This is a genomic window from Corynebacterium tuingiense (genome assembly GCF_046718165.1).
Taxonomy (GTDB): domain Bacteria; phylum Actinomycetota; class Actinomycetes; order Mycobacteriales; family Mycobacteriaceae; genus Corynebacterium.
The window spans coordinates 1,420,452-1,441,074 of record NZ_CP177101.1; the positions used below are offsets into that span (position 1 = coordinate 1,420,452).

General features: G+C 58.3%; 19 protein-coding genes. 12 read left to right on the forward strand and 7 right to left on the reverse strand.

Annotated features, from left to right (window positions below; all coding sequences use genetic code 11):
• Positions 1-66: 66 nt before the first annotated feature.
• On the reverse strand, positions 67-954 hold the full coding sequence (locus ACLI1T_RS06785; protein WP_411702257.1) for an inositol monophosphatase family protein: 888 nt from the start codon (positions 952-954) through the stop codon (positions 67-69).
• Between ACLI1T_RS06785 and ppgK the strand changes: the two genes are divergently transcribed.
• Positions 953-1,711 (forward strand): polyphosphate--glucose phosphotransferase, encoded by a 759-nt coding sequence (gene ppgK, locus ACLI1T_RS06790; RefSeq protein ID WP_411702258.1) that lies wholly within the window; start codon positions 953-955, stop codon positions 1,709-1,711. The genes ACLI1T_RS06785 and ppgK overlap by 2 nt on opposite strands.
• A gap of 197 nt (positions 1,712-1,908) precedes the next feature.
• On the forward strand, positions 1,909-3,387 hold the full coding sequence (locus ACLI1T_RS06795; protein ID WP_411702259.1) for an RNA polymerase sigma factor: 1,479 nt from the start codon (positions 1,909-1,911) through the stop codon (positions 3,385-3,387).
• Between the two features lie 456 nt (positions 3,388-3,843).
• Here the strand turns inward: ACLI1T_RS06795 and dhaM are convergent, their stop codons facing one another.
• From dhaM to ACLI1T_RS06820, 5 genes are all read right to left on the reverse strand, one after another.
• On the reverse strand, positions 3,844-4,563 hold the full coding sequence (gene dhaM / locus ACLI1T_RS06800; RefSeq protein ID WP_411702260.1) for a dihydroxyacetone kinase phosphoryl donor subunit DhaM: 720 nt from the start codon (positions 4,561-4,563) through the stop codon (positions 3,844-3,846).
• A gap of 3 nt (positions 4,564-4,566) precedes the next feature.
• Positions 4,567-5,250, reverse strand: a complete 684-nt coding sequence (gene dhaL / locus ACLI1T_RS06805) for a dihydroxyacetone kinase subunit DhaL (protein ID WP_411702261.1) — start codon at positions 5,248-5,250, stop codon at positions 4,567-4,569.
• 2 nt (positions 5,251-5,252) lie between these two features.
• Positions 5,253-6,254 (reverse strand): dihydroxyacetone kinase subunit DhaK, encoded by a 1,002-nt coding sequence (dhaK, locus tag ACLI1T_RS06810; RefSeq protein ID WP_023022664.1) that lies wholly within the window; start codon positions 6,252-6,254, stop codon positions 5,253-5,255.
• A gap of 149 nt (positions 6,255-6,403) precedes the next feature.
• Positions 6,404-8,188, reverse strand: coding sequence for a DEAD/DEAH box helicase (locus tag ACLI1T_RS06815; RefSeq protein ID WP_349887738.1), 1,785 nt, complete (start codon positions 8,186-8,188; stop codon positions 6,404-6,406).
• Positions 8,185-8,436: a DUF3039 domain-containing protein gene (locus tag ACLI1T_RS06820; protein ID WP_349853686.1), complete on the reverse strand. Its 252-nt coding sequence runs from the start codon at positions 8,434-8,436 to the stop codon at positions 8,185-8,187. The genes ACLI1T_RS06815 and ACLI1T_RS06820 overlap by 4 nt, the downstream gene beginning before the upstream one ends.
• 138 nt (positions 8,437-8,574) lie before the next feature.
• Between ACLI1T_RS06820 and ACLI1T_RS06825 the strand changes: the two genes are divergently transcribed.
• The 9 genes from ACLI1T_RS06825 to galE all read left to right on the forward strand — a co-directional run bounded on the left by ACLI1T_RS06825 (position 8,575) and on the right by galE (position 18,236).
• Positions 8,575-8,958, forward strand: coding sequence for a DUF3099 domain-containing protein (locus tag ACLI1T_RS06825; protein ID WP_237799478.1), 384 nt, complete (start codon positions 8,575-8,577; stop codon positions 8,956-8,958).
• 39 nt (positions 8,959-8,997) lie between these two features.
• Entirely contained in the window at positions 8,998-10,575 is a 1,578-nt protein-coding gene (locus ACLI1T_RS06830) for a methyltransferase (RefSeq protein ID WP_411702262.1), read from the forward strand.
• Between the two features lie 51 nt (positions 10,576-10,626).
• The gene (gene dtd, locus ACLI1T_RS06835; protein WP_411702263.1) at positions 10,627-11,070 is read left to right on the forward strand and encodes a D-aminoacyl-tRNA deacylase; all 444 of its coding nucleotides are present in this window, start codon (positions 10,627-10,629) and stop codon (positions 11,068-11,070) included.
• A gap of 360 nt (positions 11,071-11,430) precedes the next feature.
• A complete protein-coding gene (locus ACLI1T_RS06840; protein WP_349887740.1) occupies positions 11,431-12,825 on the forward strand; it encodes an HAAAP family serine/threonine permease in 1,395 nt (464 codons plus the stop codon).
• Between the two features lie 37 nt (positions 12,826-12,862).
• Positions 12,863-14,236 (forward strand): L-serine ammonia-lyase, encoded by a 1,374-nt coding sequence (locus tag ACLI1T_RS06845; protein WP_411702264.1) that lies wholly within the window; start codon positions 12,863-12,865, stop codon positions 14,234-14,236.
• Between the two features lie 129 nt (positions 14,237-14,365).
• Positions 14,366-15,130 (forward strand): transcriptional regulator, encoded by a 765-nt coding sequence (locus tag ACLI1T_RS06850; RefSeq protein ID WP_411702265.1) that lies wholly within the window; start codon positions 14,366-14,368, stop codon positions 15,128-15,130.
• Positions 15,131-15,323: 193 nt separating this feature from the next.
• On the forward strand, positions 15,324-16,337 hold the full coding sequence (locus ACLI1T_RS06855) for a sigma-70 family RNA polymerase sigma factor (RefSeq protein WP_023022683.1): 1,014 nt from the start codon (positions 15,324-15,326) through the stop codon (positions 16,335-16,337).
• Between the two features lie 234 nt (positions 16,338-16,571).
• A complete protein-coding gene (locus ACLI1T_RS06860; protein ID WP_349887743.1) occupies positions 16,572-17,249 on the forward strand; it encodes a metal-dependent transcriptional regulator in 678 nt (225 codons plus the stop codon).
• Positions 17,250-17,252: 3 nt separating this feature from the next.
• Positions 17,253-18,236: a UDP-glucose 4-epimerase GalE gene (galE, locus tag ACLI1T_RS06865; protein ID WP_411702266.1), complete on the forward strand. Its 984-nt coding sequence runs from the start codon at positions 17,253-17,255 to the stop codon at positions 18,234-18,236.
• Positions 18,237-18,245: 9 nt separating this feature from the next.
• Here the strand turns inward: galE and ACLI1T_RS06870 are convergent, their stop codons facing one another.
• Positions 18,246-19,331 carry a DUF4192 domain-containing protein gene (locus ACLI1T_RS06870; protein ID WP_411702267.1) on the reverse strand — a complete coding sequence of 362 codons (1,086 nt, stop codon included), beginning with the start codon at positions 19,329-19,331 and terminating at the stop codon, positions 18,246-18,248.
• 260 nt (positions 19,332-19,591) lie between these two features.
• Here ACLI1T_RS06870 and ACLI1T_RS06875 point away from each other — a divergent pair, with 260 nt between their 5' ends.
• Entirely contained in the window at positions 19,592-20,608 is a 1,017-nt protein-coding gene (locus ACLI1T_RS06875) for a PAC2 family protein (protein ID WP_349853676.1), read from the forward strand.
• Positions 20,609-20,623: the final 15 nt, after the last annotated feature.

Sequence of the window (20,623 nt, forward strand, 5' to 3'; positions counted from 1 at the left end):
TCGATCGCGCATAGTAAAGGACAAACACCGATATGTCATCCTGCTGCTAAAAATTTCTTAGACCCTTCACCCCCGCATCGCCTCCTTAGCGCCATGTGCTGCCAAAAGTTCCTCAAATGCGGGTGCCAAATTCACCCCCGCGGCCCACGTTAATTCGCCATCAGCGGACCCCTTGTCCAGTCCTGGGTGATGAACTTTAGCTCCTGCCTCGCGAGCGATGAGAGCACCGGCAGCAAAATCCCAGGCGTTAATTCCGTGCTCGAAATAAGCGTCAACGCTCCCCTCTGCCACGCGGCACAAATCAAGGGCGGCTGCGCCGATGCGGCGAATATCGCGGACCTGCGGCAACAATTTAGTCAGCAATTCCGCCTGTTGCTTGCGCCGCTGTGCGTCGTAACCAAATCCCGTCGCTACCAAGGAAAGCGCCGGATCGTCTTGCTCACCGCACCGTAGCGAAGACCGCGTGCCATCCGTAGTGGCAACCGTGGCGCCCGCTCCTGCCGCGGCGGCATACACCTGCCGCCGCACCACATTGACCACTGCACCCGCTACCAAGCGGCCGTCGTATTCCGCGCCAATCGAGACCGCATAGTCCGGAATGCCGTAAAGGAAATTGACGGTTCCGTCGATGGGGTCCACGATCCACCGCACCCCAGTCGTCCCGTCGAAGCTTGCGCCTTCCTCACCCAACAGGCCATCTCCAGGGCGGATTTCCCTGATCGTACGCGTAATAAACTCCTCGGTGGCGGTATCGACCTCCGTAACCGGGTCGACGGCGCTCGATTTTGTCTGAGTATGTGCAGCAATACCGTCTCCAGCAACCAACTCTGCACGGCGCGCGCGAATAAGTTCAGCCGCACGCATTGCGGTAGTTTCCGCAAAATCTCGCAGCTGCAGAAAATCTATGTCATGTTCCATGCCAACCATTGTGCCTTCTTCTACACTTGCGAGCATGACTACTCATACTGGCCACTCTTTTGGCGTCGATATCGGCGGCTCCGGCATTAAGGGCGCCGAAGTCGACCTCAATAACGATGAATTCGTGGGCCCACGGCTGAAGATCCCCACCCCACAGCCGTCCACGCCACATGAGGTAGCCACGGTGGTAGCCCAAATTGTGCGCGAAAAAGAATGGGACAAGCCCGTCGGCATAACCTTGCCCTCGGTGGTGTCCAACCACACGGTGCACTCCGCTGCCAATATCTCACCTGAGTGGGTAGGAGTGGATACCACCGAGTTGTTTTCGCGCTATTTAGACGTAGATTTTGTCGTCTTGAATGATGCCGATGCCGCAGGCCTTGCGGAAGTCGCATATGGAAACGAGTTGGCTAAAACCGGACCAGTCATCTTTTTGACACTTGGAACCGGCATTGGCTCGGCCTTCTTCCTCAACGGGCAGCTCTTCCCCAATACTGAGCTCGGCCACCTCACGGTGGGAACTGACGAGGCCGAGGCGATCGCATCCTCCGCAGCCAAAGAACGCGAAGGGTTGAAGTACAAGGAGTGGGCGGTTCGGCTCAATCGTGTGCTGGAAGAATACGAGAAATTATTTAACCCGCAAGCTTTCCTCATCGGGGGTGGCATATCTCGCAAATTCCACAAATGGGGACCCCACTTAACCATTGATAGCCCCGTTATGCCTGCACAACTGGAAAATCGTGCGGGCATTGTAGGTGCAGCAATGGCTGTATTGGAAGGCCTAGAGCCATAAAATCACCGTTGCGATAACCCTATCTACCGGCATTGTGCAAAAATCGCCTATACTGGGCGGTCGATCCAAAATTGCATGGCTCTCGGGCGTGTCTGACCTGCATAAGGCCTACACACGCTAGCATTTCATAATGCTATTGCCACCCTGTGCGGGTGCGGTGAGCTATTTCCATCAAGTAGTAAGTCGAAAGGGCGTACGTGGCAGCCACTGATTCTTCAGACCAGGCACTCGGCGAGGACGACAAGTCAGTCGAGGCATCTACTCCTGCAAAGAAGACCGCCAAAAAGACGGCAAAGAAAACGGCGAAGAAAACCGCCAAGAAGACAGCTAAGAAGACGGCGAAAAAGACTGCCAAGAAAACGGCTAAGAAGACCGCCAAGAAGTCGGCAAAGAAATCAGCCAAGAAAGCTGTCAAGAAAACCGTGCGAGCCTCTGCGGCGGAACCGCAAGACTCCCCCGCAAACTCTGCGGACAAAGCACCATCGGAAGCTGAGGACGCAGAGGATCAGCTCGACGCCGTTGAGCAAGACGCCCCTGCGGATGACGCCGACTTCGACCCACCCCACGAGGACATCGAAGAAGATGAATTCGATGCTCCTACTGACCTGGATGAAGACGATATTCAGGAAGAGTTGGGCGAAGAAGAAGACGAGGAAGAAGCAGAAGATACGTCCTCAGTCTGGGACGAGGAAGAATCCGTCGCCCTGCGCCAGGCGCGCAAGGATGCACAGCTGACCGCCTCCGCCGACTCCGTGCGTGCGTACCTTAAGCAGATCGGTAAGGTTGCCCTGCTTAATGCGGAGCAGGAGGTCTCTTTGGCAAAGCGCATTGAGGCCGGTCTGTACGCGCAGCACCGCATGGACGAGATGGAAAAGGCTCGCGCGGAGGGCGATAAGGCTGCCAAGCTCTCCCCCATGGAAAAGCGCGACTTGCGCAGCATCGCAAGGGACGGGCGCAAGGCTAAAAACCACCTGTTGGAGGCCAACCTTCGCCTGGTGGTCTCCTTGGCCAAGCGCTACACCGGCCGCGGCATGGCTTTCTTGGACCTTATTCAGGAAGGCAACTTGGGCCTTATCCGTGCGGTGGAAAAGTTCGATTACACCAAGGGCTATAAGTTCTCTACCTACGCCACGTGGTGGATTCGCCAGGCTATTACCCGCGCCATGGCTGACCAGGCCCGCACCATCCGCATCCCGGTGCACATGGTGGAAGTCATCAACAAGCTGGGCCGCATCCAGCGCGAGCTGCTGCAGGACTTGGGCCGCGAGCCCACCCCGCAGGAGCTCGCGAAGGAAATGGACATCACCGAAGAAAAGGTGATGGAGATTCAGCAGTATGCGCGTGAGCCCATCTCGCTGGACCAGACCATCGGTGATGAGGGCGATTCCCAATTGGGTGACTTCATCGAGGACTCTGAGGCCGTCATCGCCGTCGATGCCGTGTCCTTCACCTTGCTGCAGGACCAGCTCCAGGACGTGCTGACGACGTTGTCCGAGCGCGAAGCCGGCGTCGTGCGCCTGCGCTTCGGGCTTACCGATGGCATGCCGCGCACTTTAGACGAGATTGGTCAGGTCTACGGCGTTACCCGCGAGCGTATCCGCCAAATCGAGTCCAAGACGATGTCGAAGCTGCGCCACCCGTCGCGCTCGCAGGTCCTGCGTGACTACTTGGACTAGTTGCATGTAGCCCTTGCGAAAAGGGAGAGCGGCGAGGAGATTACGTATCCCTCGCCGCTTTTGATCTAAGCTCCTACAGGATGGACTGTAGAAGAGCCGCCGAAAGCACGACAACTGTTACCGCGCTTATAGGAACCTGCGGGATTCCCTCTACGGCGAGCATCGAAGGCGAACACAACTTCTCTCGTGAGATCTTCCCCGTCTACGCCGACGCGGAATTCGTGAAGTAAGAGCCGGCCTTGGGCCGGCTCCATAAGCATCCGCATGAGGCGCGTAGTAGGAACTTGCCGGTGTTGCCATACCGATTCGCTGGATTTGGTTGGTTCAGGGTTTTGCGCTTTCACGGGAACTTAGCTGCGTTCCACCTCAACCGCTATCCAACCAGTCAGGGCACGAAACCACCACGGGCGGGCCATTTACCCCTCATATCATGGCACCCGTGGAAGTACTCTTGACTTACTCGTCGGGTCCCTGAGCGATACCGTCTGCAATCTGGTCGACAAGGGCAGAGTCACCAGCTTCTCCGCTGACGGTGACTGACGCGCCATGAGGCGCGCCGAGAGACATCAGCATCATTGCTGAATCTGCTTCAGCGTCCTCACCATCGTAAGTAATGACGATGTCACCGTCTGCCGTCGCCGCCATTTCAGCGACTTTTGAAGCGGGCCGGGCATGCAGGCCCGCTGCGTCCGCAACAGTGACGGTTCGCTTATATGACTCTCCCGTTTCTGATGTTGCACTCGCAGTGCTTTCGTCAGTTGTCGCCGAGCGGGAAGAATTCGATGCGACAAAGATATCAATGGCCTGTGCTGCTGCCGTGGCTACGGCGGCAAGGTCATCTCCTTGTTGCGCAGACGTAGCCGCGGCAATGGCGGCCTCCACCAACGGTGCATCAACGAAAGTCACCGGATCATCTTCTAGGAACTCCAGTACAGACTCCACTGTCATCGTGGCTGAGCCTAAGTCAGTGAGAACAACCACACCGAGCTCCTGACTTAGGAGGTCGTTGATGGCAGATTCGATGAGGTCATACGAGGTTCCAATTCCCCCGTCTTCGAGTCCACCAGCTGTGCGGATGGTGATGTCCGAGGCCATCTGGGCTGCGAGTTCCGCGAGACCTTCGACAAGTTTGGCCGAATGAGAAACGAGTACGAGGCCAACGTGTGGTTGTGGCATCGTCTAAGCCTCCTCTGCTTTGTTGTTGCCGCTGTCTTCAGTCACTGCGCTCGAGGCTGCGTCGGCAGCCGCTGCTAGAAAGAGCGCGGTGGACGCCGCACCTGGGTCCTTGTGCCCTACGGATCGCTCTCCCAGATAGGAGGCACGTCCCTTCGTCGCCACCATTGAGATGGTAGCCTCGGCGCCTTCGGCTGCGACTTCGGCAGCCGCGCGCAGAACCTCAGCTGGGCTGCGTCCGGCATTTGCTGCTTCACGGGCAGCACGGGCAGCAGGAGCCCAAGCATCAACCATCGTCTTCTCCCCCTCCGTGGCCTTGCCTCGCGAGGTGATTCCTTCAGCGGCGGCTTCGATAACTGCAGCCGCTGCAGAGGCATCGAGATCACCAGAGCCGGCTGCCTTAGCAGCACGTAAGAACGCGGTGCCCAACAGAGGCCCGGAGGCACCGCCAACAGTGGACATCAGAGTTTTGGCGGTGAGCTTGAGCACGTCCACAACGGTCGAGCCGTCTTCAGTGGTTTCGGCAGCAACCTTGTCCACCACGGCACGGAAACCGCGGTCGACGTTTTCACCATGGTCGCTGTCACCAATCACACGGTCTAGCTCGATGAGCTCATCACGATGGTCATGGGCGGCTGCAGCACAGTTCTTCATCCAGTCCTGTGCCCAAACAGTTGAAAGGTTAGTCATGATTACATTCCTTTGCGTAGAGCGGCGGTGTGGCAGGGGGCGTCGAACAGCGCAATATCTTGATCATCAGCGCGCATCACGGTGACAGAACAACCCGCCATATCCAAGCTAGTAACGAAGTCACCCACGAGTGATCTCTCGATGGTCACGCCCGCGTCCTTGAGACGTTGAGCCACACGGCGGTAGACCACATAGAGTTCCGAAGCAGGCGTAGCTCCCATGCCGTTCACCACAACGATGGTGCGCTCGCCTTCACTCAGTTTAAGGTCCGCCAGGATGGGATCCAGCAGGTGATCCGTTACGTCGTCAGCAGAAACAATCGGGATTTCTTTCCGGCCGGGTTCACCGTGAATACCGACGCCCAACTCGACCTCGTCCTCCCCCAAATCAAAGGAGGGCTTTCCCACATGGGGCACGGTGCACGCAGACAATGCTGCCCCCATAGTGGCAGTGTTCTCCACTACTTTCTTTGCGACAGCAGTAACGGCAGCAAGGTCATCGCCTCGCTCGGCGGCCGCGCCCGCCAGCTTCTCCACGAGAAGGGTTCCAGCCACGCCGCGGCGGCCAGCGGTATACGTTGAGTCCTCAACGGCGACATCGTCATCTACGATGACCTGGCTGACCTCAATGTCATCAAACTCGGCGAGTTCAGCCGCCGTATCGAAGTTGAGGACGTCCCCCGTGTAGTTCTTAACAATGTAAAGCACGCCCGCGCCGGTATTGACGGCGTTGGTTGCTGCTTGAATCGCATCCGGCGTCGGTGAGGTAAACATCGCACCGGGAACAGCAGCGTCGAGCATGCCATGGCCAACGAATCCCGCGTGGAGCGGCTCGTGTCCCGAACCGCCGCCAGAAACGACGGCGACCTTGCCGCTCTCCTTTTTCTCTTTGCGGCTTACGAATAGAGGGTCAGTTGCACGCGTGACGATGTCTTTGTGTGCCTGCGCGAATCCTTCAACAGATTCAGCAACAACGTTTTCCGGCGAGTTGATGAGCTTCTTCATCATCCATCTCCTTGGATCTTCTTAAGCCAAAGGCCTACGGGCAGGATGATATCGAGCTTACTCTTCCTAAAAACATTTACACCGTTCACATTTTCAGACGCACGTTCGGCGCACCTCCGCTGAGACTCAGCGGACGCTTCTCGAAGCGTTTACCACTTGCGCAGGTAGTCGATGCGCTCGCGAAGCTGCTCGGCGTCGCACAGCGCGGTGGGCGGCCCGCCGCAGGCCTTGCGTGCTTCGGTGTGAATGGCGCCGTGCGGGCGTCCGGTGCGCTGCGCGGTGATAGACACGACGGTGTTGAGTTCCTTGCGCAGCGCCGAGATTTCATCCACCGTTCCGGCATCGGAGCCGGCAAGGCTTGGTGCCGCCCCCGCAGCACCCGCCTGTCCCCCACGCTTCGGCGCGTGCGGGGTGCCGTAGAGCTTGCGACGCTGTTCCTCGGCTGCCTCGGCAGCCCGGCGCGCCTTTTCCTCAGCCTCACGGCGGTCCATTTCCTCGGATTGCTTCTTGCGCAGTAGGTCTTTTACCTGGTCGGCGTCGAGGAGCCCGGGGATGCCGAGGAAGTCGGCTTCCTCATCAGAGGTCATATCGCCGGTATTAAACTGCGAGCCGTTATAGAGCAGGCCAGAGAATTCGGCTTCGGCGCCTAAGGACTCATAAGACTTTTCCAACATATCTGGTTCGGTCTTTTTCTGGTTTGCTTGCTCGAGTAGCTCGTCGTCCCAGCCTTCTTTCTCCGTCTTTTCTTTGCCCAAAACGTGATCGCGGGATTTTTCCATGTGCTCTGCAAGGCCGAGGAGCACGGGGACGGAGGGAAGGAATACCGAGGCGGTTTCGCCAGGCATGCGGGAGCGCACGAAGCGGCCGATTGCCTGGGCGAAGAACAAGGGGGTCGACGCGGAGGTGGCGTAGACGCCCACCGCGAGGCGGGGCACGTCGACGCCCTCGGACACCATGCGGACGGCAACCATCCATTCATCGGTGGAGTCCGCAAATTCTTGAATGCGGTCCGAGGAGCCTGGGTCATCGGACAAAATGACCGAGACTGGGGTATTGGAGAGTTGCTTGAGGATTTTCGCGTAGGCACGGGCGGTGGTGGTATCGGAAGCGAGCACGAGCCCGCCGGCATCCGGCATATTGCGCCGCATCTGCATCAAGCGGGTATGCGCCGCCTGCAGCACGGCGGGGATCCATTCGCCCTTGGGGTCGAGCGCGGTTCGCCAGGCGCGCGCGGTTTGTTCCACGTTCATGATGTCACCCAGGCGCGCGGAGTGCTCCTCCCCGGCGGAGTCCCGCCAGCGCGCCTCGCCGGAGTAGGACAGGAAGACGACGGGGCGCACGACGCCATCGGCAAGCGCATCGCCGTAATCGTAGGTGTGGTCGGCGCGCGAGACCTTGTGTCCTTCCCCATCGTCCTCATAGCGCACAAAGGGGATGGGCGATTCATCGGAGCGAAACGGCGTACCGGTCAGCGCGAGGCGGTGGTTGACGTCGTCGTAGGCCTCCTTGACGCCATCGCCCCAGCTTTTGGCGTCGCCGGCGTGGTGAATCTCGTCCAAGATCACCAAGGTGCGCCGCGCGGAAGCAACGGCGCGGTGTTTGAAGGGGTGCATGCCCACTTGGGCATAGGTCACCACGATGCCATCCATGCTGGGGTTAACAGCAGAGGAATTCGTGAAGGCAGGATCCAAGGCCAAGCCCACCCGCGCGGCGGCGGCAGACCACTGCGTCTTCAGGTGCTCGGTAGGTACCACGACGATGACGCGCTCTACCGTGCGGTCTTCCATGAGCTCCGTTGCGATGCGCAGAGCAAAGGTGGTTTTACCCGCACCGGGGGTCGCCACGGCCATAAAATCTTGTGGCTTGGTGGCGAGGAATTTATCGAGGGCTGATTGCTGCCACGCGCGGAGGTTCGTCTTCTTAAACGTCCTCACTTGCGGCGAAGACCCTTAAAAACGCGTTCGCAATCGGGGCAGACCGGCGAGCCCGGCTTTGCCTGTTTGGTTACCGGGAAGGTCTCACCGCACAGGGCAACGACGTACTTGCCGTTGACCGCGGAATCAAGAATCTGATCCTTCTTGACGTAGTGGAAGAACTTCGGCGTGTCATCATCCGTCGTCGAAGTGTCTTCACGAATATCTGGCCGTTCAATTGTCTTCGTAGTCGTAGTCACGCACCCCATTTTGCCGCATCAGCATCGAACTTTGCGAGTCATGCGTCTACCCTTGGAGAACATGCACACTCTACGCACGCCAACGCCGGCTTTCCCGTCCCCTGTTGTAGGGTTACGCGGCGGGCTCCAGGGAGGTGCGTAGTTTAAGTGTTTGGCAAAAAGGAACGTTTTCTCATCACGGATGCCAAGCTCTCGCCCGCACAAGATCGCAGGCGCAGGGAGCTGTGGTACGGCTTTTTCCAATTCTTGCGCGTGCCATCGCTGCTCATTGCCGGGGTCTTTTTGTACCTGCATTGGTGGTTACTCGCGGCGATTATCGTGGGCGTGACTTTTCCCTTGCCGTGGATTGCCGTGGTCATTGGCAATAGCCGCGGTGAGAAGAAGGACAAGCGGGATAAAAATGTCTATAAACCCGCGATGAATCGTCAGCTATATTCGCAGTATCAAAACCAACAGATTTCCCGCGGCGGCTCCAAGGCAATCGAATCTCAGCATTCCGTTATTGACCATGACGATGCAGCCTCCGACTAGCCGCATCATCAGCACGACTGGAAAGGAACTTCTCCCAGCATGACGTCCTTTGGCCCTAATTTCGACGCCGCCGCGCTGCGCGATCTTGCCCCAGAGTTAGCGGAGGCTTTTTCGCAGGCCGGTTTTACTACCGATGGTTTAGCGGGGCATTTGGGCCCAGAGCTTACGGAGGCGCTCTACCGTGGTGAGCCTGCCGCGGTGGCGCGCGGAACCGCGGGTAATACCCAGCTGGATACGCTCATTCGTTTCTTCCTACTGCATGAACATTTGCCTGCCACGCTGCTTGCCGATGCCCTCGGGGCCCGCCTTGCCGCCAAGCTCCTGGATGCCGGCGTGGCGCTTTCCGATGATCGCGGCAGCATCTACATCGCCCTCGATATCCGGCCCCATATCATCGTTGGCTCCAACCGCCTCGTCTTTTCCGATGTCGATGCCTCGCTGGTGGACCACGTCCCCGGCGCGGATCACGTGTTGGGCGTCGGGGCGGCAAGCCTCTCGCTTTTGCAATCGACGCCGGTAAGCCCGGTATCAACGGTGCTCGATTTGGGTACCGGCTCCGGCGTGCAACTGCTGGGGCAGCTCGAGAGCGCGCACAGCATTACGGCAACAGACGTCCACCGGCGCGCGCTTGATTTGGCCGGTGCGACCGTCGCGGCCGCGGGGTCTAGCACCGAGGTAGAGCTTGTAGAGGGCTCGTGGTTCGAGCCCGTTGCGGGGTGCACCTTCGACCGCATCGTTGCCAATCCCCCGTTCGTCGTTGGCCTCCCTGAGGTGGGCCATGTCTACCGCGATTCTGGGCTGAACTTGGATGGGGCCAGCGAATTGGTGGTATCCCAGGCAGTGGATCACCTCACCCCGGGCGGAACCGCGCATTTGCTCGCCGCCTGGGTACATACCAGTGGGCAGACCTGGCAGCAGCGCGTGGCCTCGTGGTTGCCGGATAAGGGTATCGCCGCCTGGATCATTCAGCGCGATATCGCCGATCCCTCCCTTTACGTATCCACGTGGCTCAAGGATGAATCGTTGGATGTGCGCAGCGATGAGGGCAAGGCCCGCTCCACGGCCTGGCTGAATCATTTCCACGACCACGATGTCACGGGTATCGGGTTCGGATTCGTCGCCATCCAAAAAATCGCCGAAGACGCGCCCTCCGATATCTTGGCCGAAGAAATGCCGCAGCACTTTAGCGATCCTTTGGGCCCTGAGGTGGAAGAATACTTCGCCCGCGTGGCGTGGCTGCGCGATTTGGTTCCTGGTGAGCTGGAGGGCAAGCACTTTCAGGTACGCCCACAGATGGCGAAGGAAGAAGTCAGCGTGGCCGATACCGATAACAAACAAGGATTTAACCGGGCGGTGATCCGCCTCACCCGTACCGATGGGCCCCGGTGGAGCCACGAAGTTGATGAGCACTTGGCCGCAATCGTTGCTGGCCTATCTCCCCAAGGACTCAACCTCGGCGAGACCGTGGGCCTCTATGCTGCCGCACACGGCTTCGATGAAGCAGAACTGACCGCCGCCGCGCTTCCCGCCATTATCGATCTGGTCCGCCACGGCATGCTCATTCCCGCCGATCTGCTGCTCGAGGACGACGCTGCCCCAACAACCCACACCAATTAGCACCGGATAGCACCGCATACCTCTGAATAGCTAAGAAAGGAAGGGACTTTTATGCGCGCAGTACTAACCCGCGTGTCCAAAGCCGCGGTCGCGGTTGCGGGTGAAACCGTCAGCGCCATTGACTGCCCGGAAACCGGCGGGCTTTTAGCCCTCGTCGGTGTTTCCAGGGAGGATTTGGACGATTGGGCACCGCGCGCGGAAAAGATGGCCCGCAAGATCGCGGAGCTGCGCATCCTGGAAGGTGAAGTATCGGTTGCCGATGCCGGAGCGCCGGTATTGGTTGTCAGCCAGTTCACGCTGTATGGCCGCACCGCCAAGGGGCGGCGCCCATCGTGGGCCGATGCGGCCCCAGGAGAAGAGGCCGAGCCGGTCATCGAGTACATCATCGAGCGCCTCCGCGAGCGCAATATCGCGGTGGAGGCAGGCCAATTCGGGGCTATGATGCGCGTATCTTCCGTCAACGAAGGCCCGTTCACGGTTTTGGTCGAGACCTAATTTCCTCTCACACGTTTTCTCTTCATCCGGCGTTTACCTGCACGAGCGCCCACTCACACCAGCGATTTTCTATGATCTAGCTCACAAAGAGGCCGATATTGTTCAACAATGCATATGACTGGGCGCTGCGCAAGCTTTTTCAGAGTGATAATTTACCCAACCCAAATGTAATAAATTATTATCACGTGACATTACCACGGGCTTATACTTAACACGTAACGAAGCGAATGGGCTGGATACAAGCTGAGAATTTAATTTCAGACCCTTGCCCGCGCACGCTGGTGAGAGAAAATGTTTTCTCACTCCAGGGTGACAGGAGCCCTCTAGCTTCGGGCAACCCCATGCAGAGGAGGAAAGAAAATGTCCCACAAGCTCTTGCGCCACGGACCCGTCGAAAATCCAGAACACGGCGCGCAAAATCCGGAACAATTACCCGCAGAAGAAAAGCCACCCGCTGACGGCATAGAAACCCCATTTGCGGGCCAAGAAGGCGCCCCAGCGTGGAACAAAGAAGACACCGTTTGGATGCTCTCCCTATTCGGCACCGCCATTGGAGCCGGCGTGCTCTTCCTCCCTATCAACGCTGGCATCGGCGGCATCATCCCGCTTCTTATTATGACCGTCGTCGCCTTGCCGATGACCTACTGGGCCCACCGCGGCATGACCCGCCTGGTCCTATCAAGCTCAAAGCCAGATGGCGATCTCACCGACGTCGTGGAGGAACACTTCGGTGTTAAAGCCGGCGTGCTGATGAATATCCTCTACTTCCTCTCCGTCTACCCCATCCTGTTGGTGTACTCGGTAACCATCACCAACACGGTCAATTCCTTTTTGGAACACCAATTAGGCATCACCTCACCGGATCGGTGGCTTACCTCGCTGGTTCTCGTAGGCGGCCTCATCCTCGTCGTACGCATGGGCAAAAGCGTGGTCGTCCACGTCATGTCCTACTTGGTCTACCCGTTCATCGGCATCCTAGTCCTACTCTCGCTGTACCTCATCCCCAAGTGGAATACCGCACTCTTTGATAGCTTCGACCTCGACGTCGCGCGCGAAGCCTCCGGCCACGGCATGGGCATTACCTTGATGCTCCTAGTCCCAGTCATGGTCTTTTCCTTCAACCACTCGCCCATGATTTCTTCCTTCGCCGTTGACCGCCGCCAAACCTACGGCAAGTACGCGGAATACAAGTCCCGCAAGATATTGCTCCGCGCGGAAATCCTCATGGTCGCCGTCGTGATGTTCTTCGTCTTCTCCTGCGCGCTCAGCCTATCGCCTGCGGATATGGCCGAGGCCAAGGAACAAAACATCACCATCTTGTCTTACCTGGCCAACCACTTTGATAACCCCGTCATCCAGTGGATTGCCCCTATCATCGCCATGATTGCCGTAGCCAAGTCCTTCTTAGGTCACTACCTCGGCGCTGCAGAAGGCTTCGAGGGCCTCCTGGTCAAAGGCAGCAAGAATGCCAATAAAGATGACGCAGAATCCAGCCACAAGCTCGACACCATCACGCTTGTCTTCATGCTGGTAACCGCATGGCTCGTTGCCTGGGCAGATCCTTCCATCCTCGGCATGATTGAAACCCTCTGCGGCCCGACCATCGCCATCATGCTGTTCCTCATCCCGATGATTGCCATCCACAAGGTTCCAGCACTCGCCCGCTTTAAGGGCAAGGCCTCCAACTACTTCGTGTTCATCATGGGTCTTATTGCCCTCGCCACCATCATCTACTCCATCGTGCAGGCTTTCTAAGCAGCACTTGCTTCTCAGGATTTTCCAGGAGAAAACCATGTTCATCAGCATCTTCGATATGTTCAAGATCGGCATCGGCCCCTCAAGCTCACACACCCTTGGGCCAATGAAAGCCGGCAAGGCCTTCGTTGACGAGCTCAAAGAAAAAGACCTCATGGATAAGGTCACCCGCGTCCAAGCCAATGTCTACGGCTCCCTGTCTTTGACCGGTGTGGGCCACTCCACCGATAAAGCCATCCTGTTGGGACTGGCCGGCGAAGAACCAGAAACCGTCGATATCGACGGCATCTCCGCCTTCATGAAAGAGGTCAGCCAGAGCGAAACGCTGCTTCTCGGTGGTACGCACAAGGTGAGCTTCCCCAAAGACGGCGGATTATACTTCCACGATGAATACCTCCCCATGCACGAAAACGGCATGTGCCTTATCGCCTTTGCCGGCGAGGAAGACATCTTGCACAAGACCTACTACTCAGTGGGTGGCGGGTTCATCGTCAAGCAAGAAGACTTCGCCATGCGCACCCGAGATACCGTTGACATCCCATTCGCTTATGCCAGCGCGGAAGAATTACTGGCGCTGTGTGAAACCAATAATATGACGCTCCCGGAGCTCGGCAGGGCCAATGAAAAGGCGCTGCGCAGCGAGGGGGACATCGACGAGCACCTGCGCAAGGTCCGCGATGTCATGTACACCGGCATCAAGCGCGGCTCCACAACCGATGGCCCGCTGCCCGGTGCCCTGCTCGTACCGCGCCGCGCCGCAGCCCTGAAGCGCAGGCTGGAACAATCCGACCCCCACGATGGCCTCAACATTTTGAGTTGGGTACACATGTTTGCCCTGGCCATTTCGGAGGAAAATGCCGCCTGTGGCCGCGTCGTCACCGCACCTACTAACGGCGCATGCGGCGTCGTGCCTGCGGTACTGGCCTATTTCGATGAATTCGTCGAGCCAGTTACCCCGAGCATGTTCGCGGACTATATCTTCGCCTGCAACCACATCGCCGCGCTCTACAAGATGAACGCCTCCATTTCCGGTGCGGAAGTAGGCTGCCAAGGAGAAATTGGCGTCGCCTGCTCCATGGCAGCGGCCGGGCTGGCCCAACTGATGGGGGCAACACCGGAACAGGTCTGCGTCGCGGCTGAAATCGGCATGGAACACAAATTGGGCCTGACCTGCGACCCGGTCCTAGGCCAAGTGCAAGTCCCCTGCATCGAGCGCAATGCCGTGGCTGCGGTAGACGCCATTACCAGCGCACGCATGGCCTTGGACCGCGAAAGCAAGCCATGTGTCAGCCTCGATGAGGTCATCTGGACTATGTACAACACCGGTAAGGACATCAACGCCAAATACCGGGAAACCTCACAAGGCGGCCTCGCCCTAGCGGTGCACCCGCCCATTCCGGTATGTGGTTAATGTCGGCACCCTAGGCTCCGGAAAGAGCGCCATATAAGGAGGTGAGTACTTGGCCACGGCCGGTTACTCGCCTCCTTTTGTCGTTACTTTGTGGTACCTTATCAATAATCTGACAGGAATTATAAGGACATGCTTCAGCTAATGAACCTTTCTAGCAGCCATGCCCCCGAAGAAAACTTCCTCGAGCAGTACATACCACTCGTCGATTTCCTCGGTCAGGCCATGGGCCCTAACACCGAAATCGTGCTTCATGATCTCGATGTACCCGATAAATCCATCATCGCCATTGCCAACGGCCACATCTCTGGACGCGAACTAGGCGGCCCGGTCACAGACTTTGCCCTCTGGTTCATGAAACAGGGCGACGCGGCGGCCGTTCCAATGATGACGGGATACCGCGCGGTCAATGGCGAGGGGAAAGTGTGCCGCTCCTCAAGCTATTTCCTGCGCGATACCACCGGCCATATGCGCGGCATGCTTTGTATCAATGTGGAATTATCCGAGCTGATCCAAATCCGCGATGCCGCTAACGCGATGATCGGTGGCACCGAACCGGCCATCGATAAGGCGAAGGCCTTCGGTGGCTACCCCGACACCACCACACCGCCAAAAACTCCGGCATCTGAAGCGACGGCGAATAAAAAGCCGGAAGCGCCCTATAGCGAATCACTGCGTTCCAACGTCGAGCACCTTCTGGACTCCATGCTGGATTCCGCGATTTCCACGCACTCCACTCCGGTCGAGGCGATGCAGCGCAACGAACGGCTCGAAGTCATCGCTTCCCTTGAAGACGCTGGCTTCTTCCTGCTCAAGGGTGGCATCGCCGCCGCGGCCGCAAGGCTCGGCGTATCTGAACCCACGGTATATCGCTACCTCGTACAAGTCCGCGGCTAAAACTCCCCCGCCACGTGGACATGGCAAACTTCTTGCATCCACGTGGCGCATGCGCTTGCCGACGCCCCCAAAAAGGTGGAGCAAAGCGCCCGGCACGTCGCCGTTTTAAACATTTCAGGATCCGTGGGAACTAATTGCGTTCTCACACCGTTGTACTTCTTGAAACAGGCGACAATTTCAGGAGGCTGAAAAGATGACGAATCCATCTGCCAACACCGCCAATGGCACTTCGACTGCCACTACTGATGAGGAACAGGAAGTAGACCGCGGGTCTCGCCGCAATCAAACCAATGACAACCCCTCCGCTGACTTGGTACGTGTCTACCTCAACGGAATCGGCAAGACCGCCCTGCTCAGTGCTGAGGACGAGGTTGAACTCGCGCAAACCATTGAGGTGGGCCTGTATGCAGAGTACAAGCTCAATAACGCGGAGAAGCTGACCCGTGCAGAAAAGCGCGACCTGAAGATCTTGGCCCGCGAGGGCAAGAAGGCCCGCTCCCACCTGCTGGAGGCAAACCTGCGCCTCGTAGTCTCCTTGGCCAAGCGTTACACCGGCCGCGGAATGCCGCTATTGGACCTCATTCAAGAGGGCAACCTTGGCCTTATCCGCGCTATGGAAAAGTTCGATTACGCCAAGGGCTTTAAGTTTTCCACCTACGCCACGTGGTGGATCCGCCAGGCCATTACCCGCGGCATGGCAGATCAGTCGCGCACTATCCGCCTCCCAGTCCACCTTGTGGAACAGGTAAATAAGCTTTCCCGCATCAAGCGCGAGATGTATCAGTCCTTGGGCCGCGAGGCGACCAATGAGGAACTGTCCGAGGAATCTGGCATCGATGAGGACAAGATCGAGATGCTGCTGCGCCAGTCCCGCGATCCCGTCTCACTCGACATGCCTGTCGGCACTGACGAGGAAGCCCCATTGGGCGACTTCATCGAAGATGCTGAGGCTACCGATGCTGAGACCGCCGTCGTGGCCTCTATGCGCCACTCCGATATCCGCGGTGTCATCGATACGCTAGAAAAGCGCGAGCAGGACGTCATCCGCCTGCGCTACGGCTTGGATGACGGCGTGCCACGCACCCTTGACCAGATTGGTCGCCGGTTCGGGCTCTCCCGCGAACGCGTACGCCAAATCGAGCGTGAGGTCATGGCGAAGTTGCGCGATGGCAACCGCGCCGATCGCCTCCGCGAGTACGCGCAATAGAACTCTTCGCCTCCTGAACCTTCTTTAATCGCGACCTCGACTGTGCCGCCGAGAATTTTCCCAGTGCGCTTTCGAGGTCGCGTTCTCTATGCAAGCGGCGAGCGCAAACTCGTCTCCTTAAAATCTCTCCAGCAAACTTAGGGCAACTTAAGCTAGTCTGGATACAGAATGTAAAAAGCGCTGTCTGCTTTGCGCACGGCACGCATTACTGTTTTCAAAGAAAGGTATGCCCACGTGAGGGACCTCGTTGATACTACTGAGATGTACCTTCGGACCATTTATGAATTGGAAGAAGAAGGCATCACTCCCCTGCGCGCCCGGATTGCGGAACGCCTAGAGCAGTCCGGACCTACCGTATCCCAAACCGTTGCTCGCATGGAGCGCGATGGCCTCCTCCACGTTCGTTCGGACAGGAGCTTGGATCTAACCGAAAAGGGACGCGAATTGGCCACGGCGGTTATGCGCAAGCACCGACTCGCGGAGCGTTTGCTTACTGATGTCCTCGGGCTCGATATCAGCAAGGTCCACGATGAGGCCTGCCGCTGGGAGCACGTAATGAGCGAAGAGGTAGAAAAGCGCATGGTATCGGTCCTCGATGACCCCAGCCGCTCGCCTTTTGGTAACCCCATTCCGGCGCTGGCGCAACTGGGCTTCCAGGTCCCCGAACCAGCGATTGGGACGCGGGCTATCGATCTCCCGGATGGCGAAGAGAAGTCCGCCAAGATTATCCAGATCAATGAGATTCTGCAGGTAGATGAGGCTACCTTCCGGGACCTCGCAGAGGCTGGAATCCGCATCGGCACCGAAGTTACCGTGGTTAATAATGGCGGCACCATTTCGCTTACCACTCCCTCGGGTAAGGTCATCACCTTGGCAGATGATCTGGCGCACGCTGTGCGCGTGGAGGTCTAGGTCATGAAGCTTTTGGTTACTGGCGGCGCCGGCTATGTCGGCAGCGTGTGTTCCGCAGTCCTCGTTGAGCAAGGCCACGACGTCACCATCATCGATAACTTTTCTACGGGCAACCGCGATGCCGTACCGGACTCGGCCCGTGTGGTAGAAGGCGATGTGGCAGACAAGGCCGCAGAGGTACTGGGTGAAGGCGGCTTCGAGGGCGTTCTGCACTTCGCCGCCCGCTCTCTCGTCGGTGAATCCGTGGAAAAGCCGGACGAATACTGGCAGCACAACGTCGTGACCACGCTGCGCCTGCTCAACGCCATGCGCGATAACGATGTGAAAAGCCTCGTCTTTTCTTCCACCGCGGCCACCTACGGCGAACCGGCTCAGGTACCTATTACTGAGGACATGCCGACCCAGCCCACGAATCCCTATGGCGCTAGCAAACTAGCTATCGACTACATGATTTCGTCTTTTACCCAGGCGTTTGGGCTCGCCGCTACGTCCCTGCGCTATTTCAACGTCGCCGGCGCCTACGGTTCCATCGGAGAAAACCGCGAGATTGAAACCCACCTTATCCCCATTGTCCTGCAGGTTGCTCTGGGGCACCGCGATAAAATTTTCATGTTTGGCACGGATTGGGATACCCCGGATGGAACGCCGGTGCGCGACTACATCCATATCCGCGATCTTGCCGATGCCCACGTGCTCGCCCTGCACAGCAATACCCCTGGGACCCACCGAATCTATAACTTGGGTTCCGGCGAGGGATACTCGGTCAAGCAGGTCATCGAGATGTGCCGGAAAGTCACCGGCCACGAGATTCCAGCGGAGATTGCCCCACGCCGTGCCGGAGACCCAGCCACGCTCATTGCATCCTCAGAGAAGATCAAGCGGGAGCTGGATTGGAATCCTCAGCGCACGGACTTGGAAACTATCGTGACCGATGCGTGGAATTTCACTCGGCAGCTGGGAGACCGGGCGCATTCGGCACGGCGCTAAAACGCGGGGCTAAACAAAACCATCGGCATCAATCCCCGCTGCCTCCCGCGCGGCGTCGCACCCGCGGCTCAAGCTAGTAATGAGGCGCTCTCCCATGCCGCTGCGATAGGCCCGGGCGATGAGCTGGCTCAAATTGTGCCCCGGCGCCTCATCGATGGCGACGGTCAGCGCCGGGCCGGCGTAGAGTCCGAACCTCTGCGCCACCTGGGTCGCTGCGTATAACGCTAGGGCGTTATAGCGGATGGTTCCGCCAAAAGTGCGCGCCGTGGCCAAAAGCAAGGTGCCGGCCGCGTGCGGGGATTCGACGAGGTCCCGGATGACCAAGTCGCGCATCCACGTCGTCGACATCCACATTGCTCCGACGCAAAGTAATTCTTCGTTATCCAGGGTCTCTTCCAGGGTTTCTACCTCGCTTAATACATACTGCACATCCGCGATGAGATGCTGAACCACCCGGGTTGGATCCGTTGTTCCATACCCGTGGCCGGCGCGCATCTGCCGGGACAATTCCTCGGCGCAGCGCTGCATGGACACGATTTCTTCTTGGCCGAAGTTCGGGTTATGCGGGGCGAATTGCTGCACCAGTTCGTCTCGGGAAAGCTCCGGCAAAGTGCCGTTTTCTACGCAGGCGCGCATGGAAGAGCTGGTGGAAATAGCGGGAATGGTCCCTTCGGTCCAGGCTTTCATCGGGCCCTTCCCGTTCCCAGTGCTAAAGCCGAATACGAGGTCGTAGGCGGTGGATGTGGCGATTTCTTCCACCAGCCAGCAGGCATCAATTCCGGTGCCCCTGTCATCTTCGAAGTGGTAGAGCGCCTCGATCATCTCCCAGAGCTCTACTTCCTCGCGCTGAGAGATAATAAAGCCTAGAACGACTTCGGGATTACCGCAGTGAAAAGCGCTCATGATCTCTGCGAGGGCTGCGGGGACATCGGAAAGGTCTACGCGCGCGACTGGCCCCATGGTGCGGCCTTCTGAGGTTGGTTCGATGGAGATGAGGACGATTGATTCTGCTGGGAAGAATCCGAGGATTCCTGGAATATTGGCAAGGATATCGCCGGGTGTACGGATGGGCTTTTGTGGTGTTGTGATCTTCATGGCTTCTAGCTTCGGGGCCTGCGGCAAGTACCGAAAGCCCATCACAGGCAGAGGGCCGAAATCTGTGGATAAGGTGGGCGGAAAGGGGCATCGGCAAGCAGTTATGCACAGGCCCACCGCACCGGGCCTAGCGCGGGTTTCCTCGTTAGGGCATAATGGGTTATTTAACTACTCCGCGAACACTGAACTGAGTGCGTGTGGGAATAGTGCGGTCCTGGCGGTCGTTGATCTAGATTAAGAGACCAAGGAGGTAACACATCATGCACGAAGAAGAGCGCAGCATGTACGAATTGGAGTACCCCGCTCCGGTGGTTAAGGACAATTCCGGTGAAGGAAAAGGCCCCACCATGATTGTTGCCATGCACGGCTATGCCGATGCAGGCCAGGCCATTGAGTCGAGCGCCGATCATCTCAAGGCCGCGCTGGAAAACCGCCAGCTAGCCTCCTTTAACTCTGATGAGCTCATCGATTACCGCTCCCGCCGCCCCGCCATCACCATCGATAATGACCGGGCCCTAGAGGTAGAACCCATGGATTTGGGTTTGAAGGTCCTCCGGGATAATTCCGGCAAGTCTTTCCTTCTTCTGTCTGGCCCAGAGCCGGATATGCGCTGGGAAGCGTTTACCACGGCGGTAGTGAAGCTGGTGGAGAAATTCGATATTGAAGACACCATCATGCTCTACGCCGCGCCGATGCCCGTGCCGCACACCCGCCCCACCGTGGTCACCGCGCACGGTACTACCTCCCGCCTGACGGAAGGCATGGTCAAGATGGATTCGACGATGATGGTTCCTGGTGCCGCGGCGCTCTATATAGAAAAGGCCTTGGCGGATAAGGGCCGGACGGTAGCGGGCTATACCGCGCACGTGCCGCATTACTTGGCCGCGTCCCCGTACCCGCAGGCGACCCTGGAGCTCCTTGACTCCGTGGCTAAGGCCGCCCGGCTGAATATTCCGCTGGGCAGCATCGAGGCGGATATTTCCCGCGTCGAGGGCCAGCTGGATGAGCAGGTCAATGGCTCGGAAGAGATTGAGGGCGTGGTCCAGCAATTGGAGCAGCAGTACGATGCCTTCATGGAACGCTACCGTCAGGAGCACCCGCAGGCCATCATGCCGGGCGAGGAAGCCGTGCCCAGCGCTGAGGAAATCAGCGAAGAATTCGAGGCCTTCCTCGCCTCGCTCGATGAGGCCGATAGCGAAGAGATTATCCATACCGATATTGATGACCGCGAAGACTCTGCTGATGACGATGACAGAGACTTAGGCGACGATATCTAACGAACCCGCCCCCAT

What these genes read in the sequence shown, in the direction of transcription:
- ppgK (WP_411702258.1), top strand. Translation starts at nt 953, where the DNA reads ATGACTACTCATACTGGCCACTCTTTTGGCGTCGATATCGGCGGCTCC.
- ACLI1T_RS06785 (WP_411702257.1), bottom strand. Translation starts at nt 954, where the DNA reads ATGCTCGCAAGTGTAGAAGAAGGCACAATGGTTGGCATGGAACATGAC.
- dhaM (WP_411702260.1), bottom strand. Translation starts at nt 4,563, where the DNA reads ATGCCACAACCACACGTTGGCCTCGTACTCGTTTCTCATTCGGCCAAA.
- dhaL (WP_411702261.1), bottom strand. Translation starts at nt 5,250, where the DNA reads ATGACTAACCTTTCAACTGTTTGGGCACAGGACTGGATGAAGAACTGT.
- dhaK (WP_023022664.1), bottom strand. Translation starts at nt 6,254, where the DNA reads ATGAAGAAGCTCATCAACTCGCCGGAAAACGTTGTTGCTGAATCTGTT.
- ACLI1T_RS06820 (WP_349853686.1), bottom strand. Translation starts at nt 8,436, where the DNA reads ATGGGGTGCGTGACTACGACTACGAAGACAATTGAACGGCCAGATATT.
- ACLI1T_RS06830 (WP_411702262.1), top strand. Translation starts at nt 8,998, where the DNA reads ATGACGTCCTTTGGCCCTAATTTCGACGCCGCCGCGCTGCGCGATCTT.
- dtd (WP_411702263.1), top strand. Translation starts at nt 10,627, where the DNA reads ATGCGCGCAGTACTAACCCGCGTGTCCAAAGCCGCGGTCGCGGTTGCG.
- ACLI1T_RS06840 (WP_349887740.1), top strand. Translation starts at nt 11,431, where the DNA reads ATGTCCCACAAGCTCTTGCGCCACGGACCCGTCGAAAATCCAGAACAC.
- ACLI1T_RS06845 (WP_411702264.1), top strand. Translation starts at nt 12,863, where the DNA reads ATGTTCATCAGCATCTTCGATATGTTCAAGATCGGCATCGGCCCCTCA.
- ACLI1T_RS06850 (WP_411702265.1), top strand. Translation starts at nt 14,366, where the DNA reads ATGCTTCAGCTAATGAACCTTTCTAGCAGCCATGCCCCCGAAGAAAAC.
- ACLI1T_RS06855 (WP_023022683.1), top strand. Translation starts at nt 15,324, where the DNA reads ATGACGAATCCATCTGCCAACACCGCCAATGGCACTTCGACTGCCACT.
- galE (WP_411702266.1), top strand. Translation starts at nt 17,253, where the DNA reads ATGAAGCTTTTGGTTACTGGCGGCGCCGGCTATGTCGGCAGCGTGTGT.
- ACLI1T_RS06870 (WP_411702267.1), bottom strand. Translation starts at nt 19,331, where the DNA reads ATGAAGATCACAACACCACAAAAGCCCATCCGTACACCCGGCGATATC.
- ACLI1T_RS06875 (WP_349853676.1), top strand. Translation starts at nt 19,592, where the DNA reads ATGCACGAAGAAGAGCGCAGCATGTACGAATTGGAGTACCCCGCTCCG.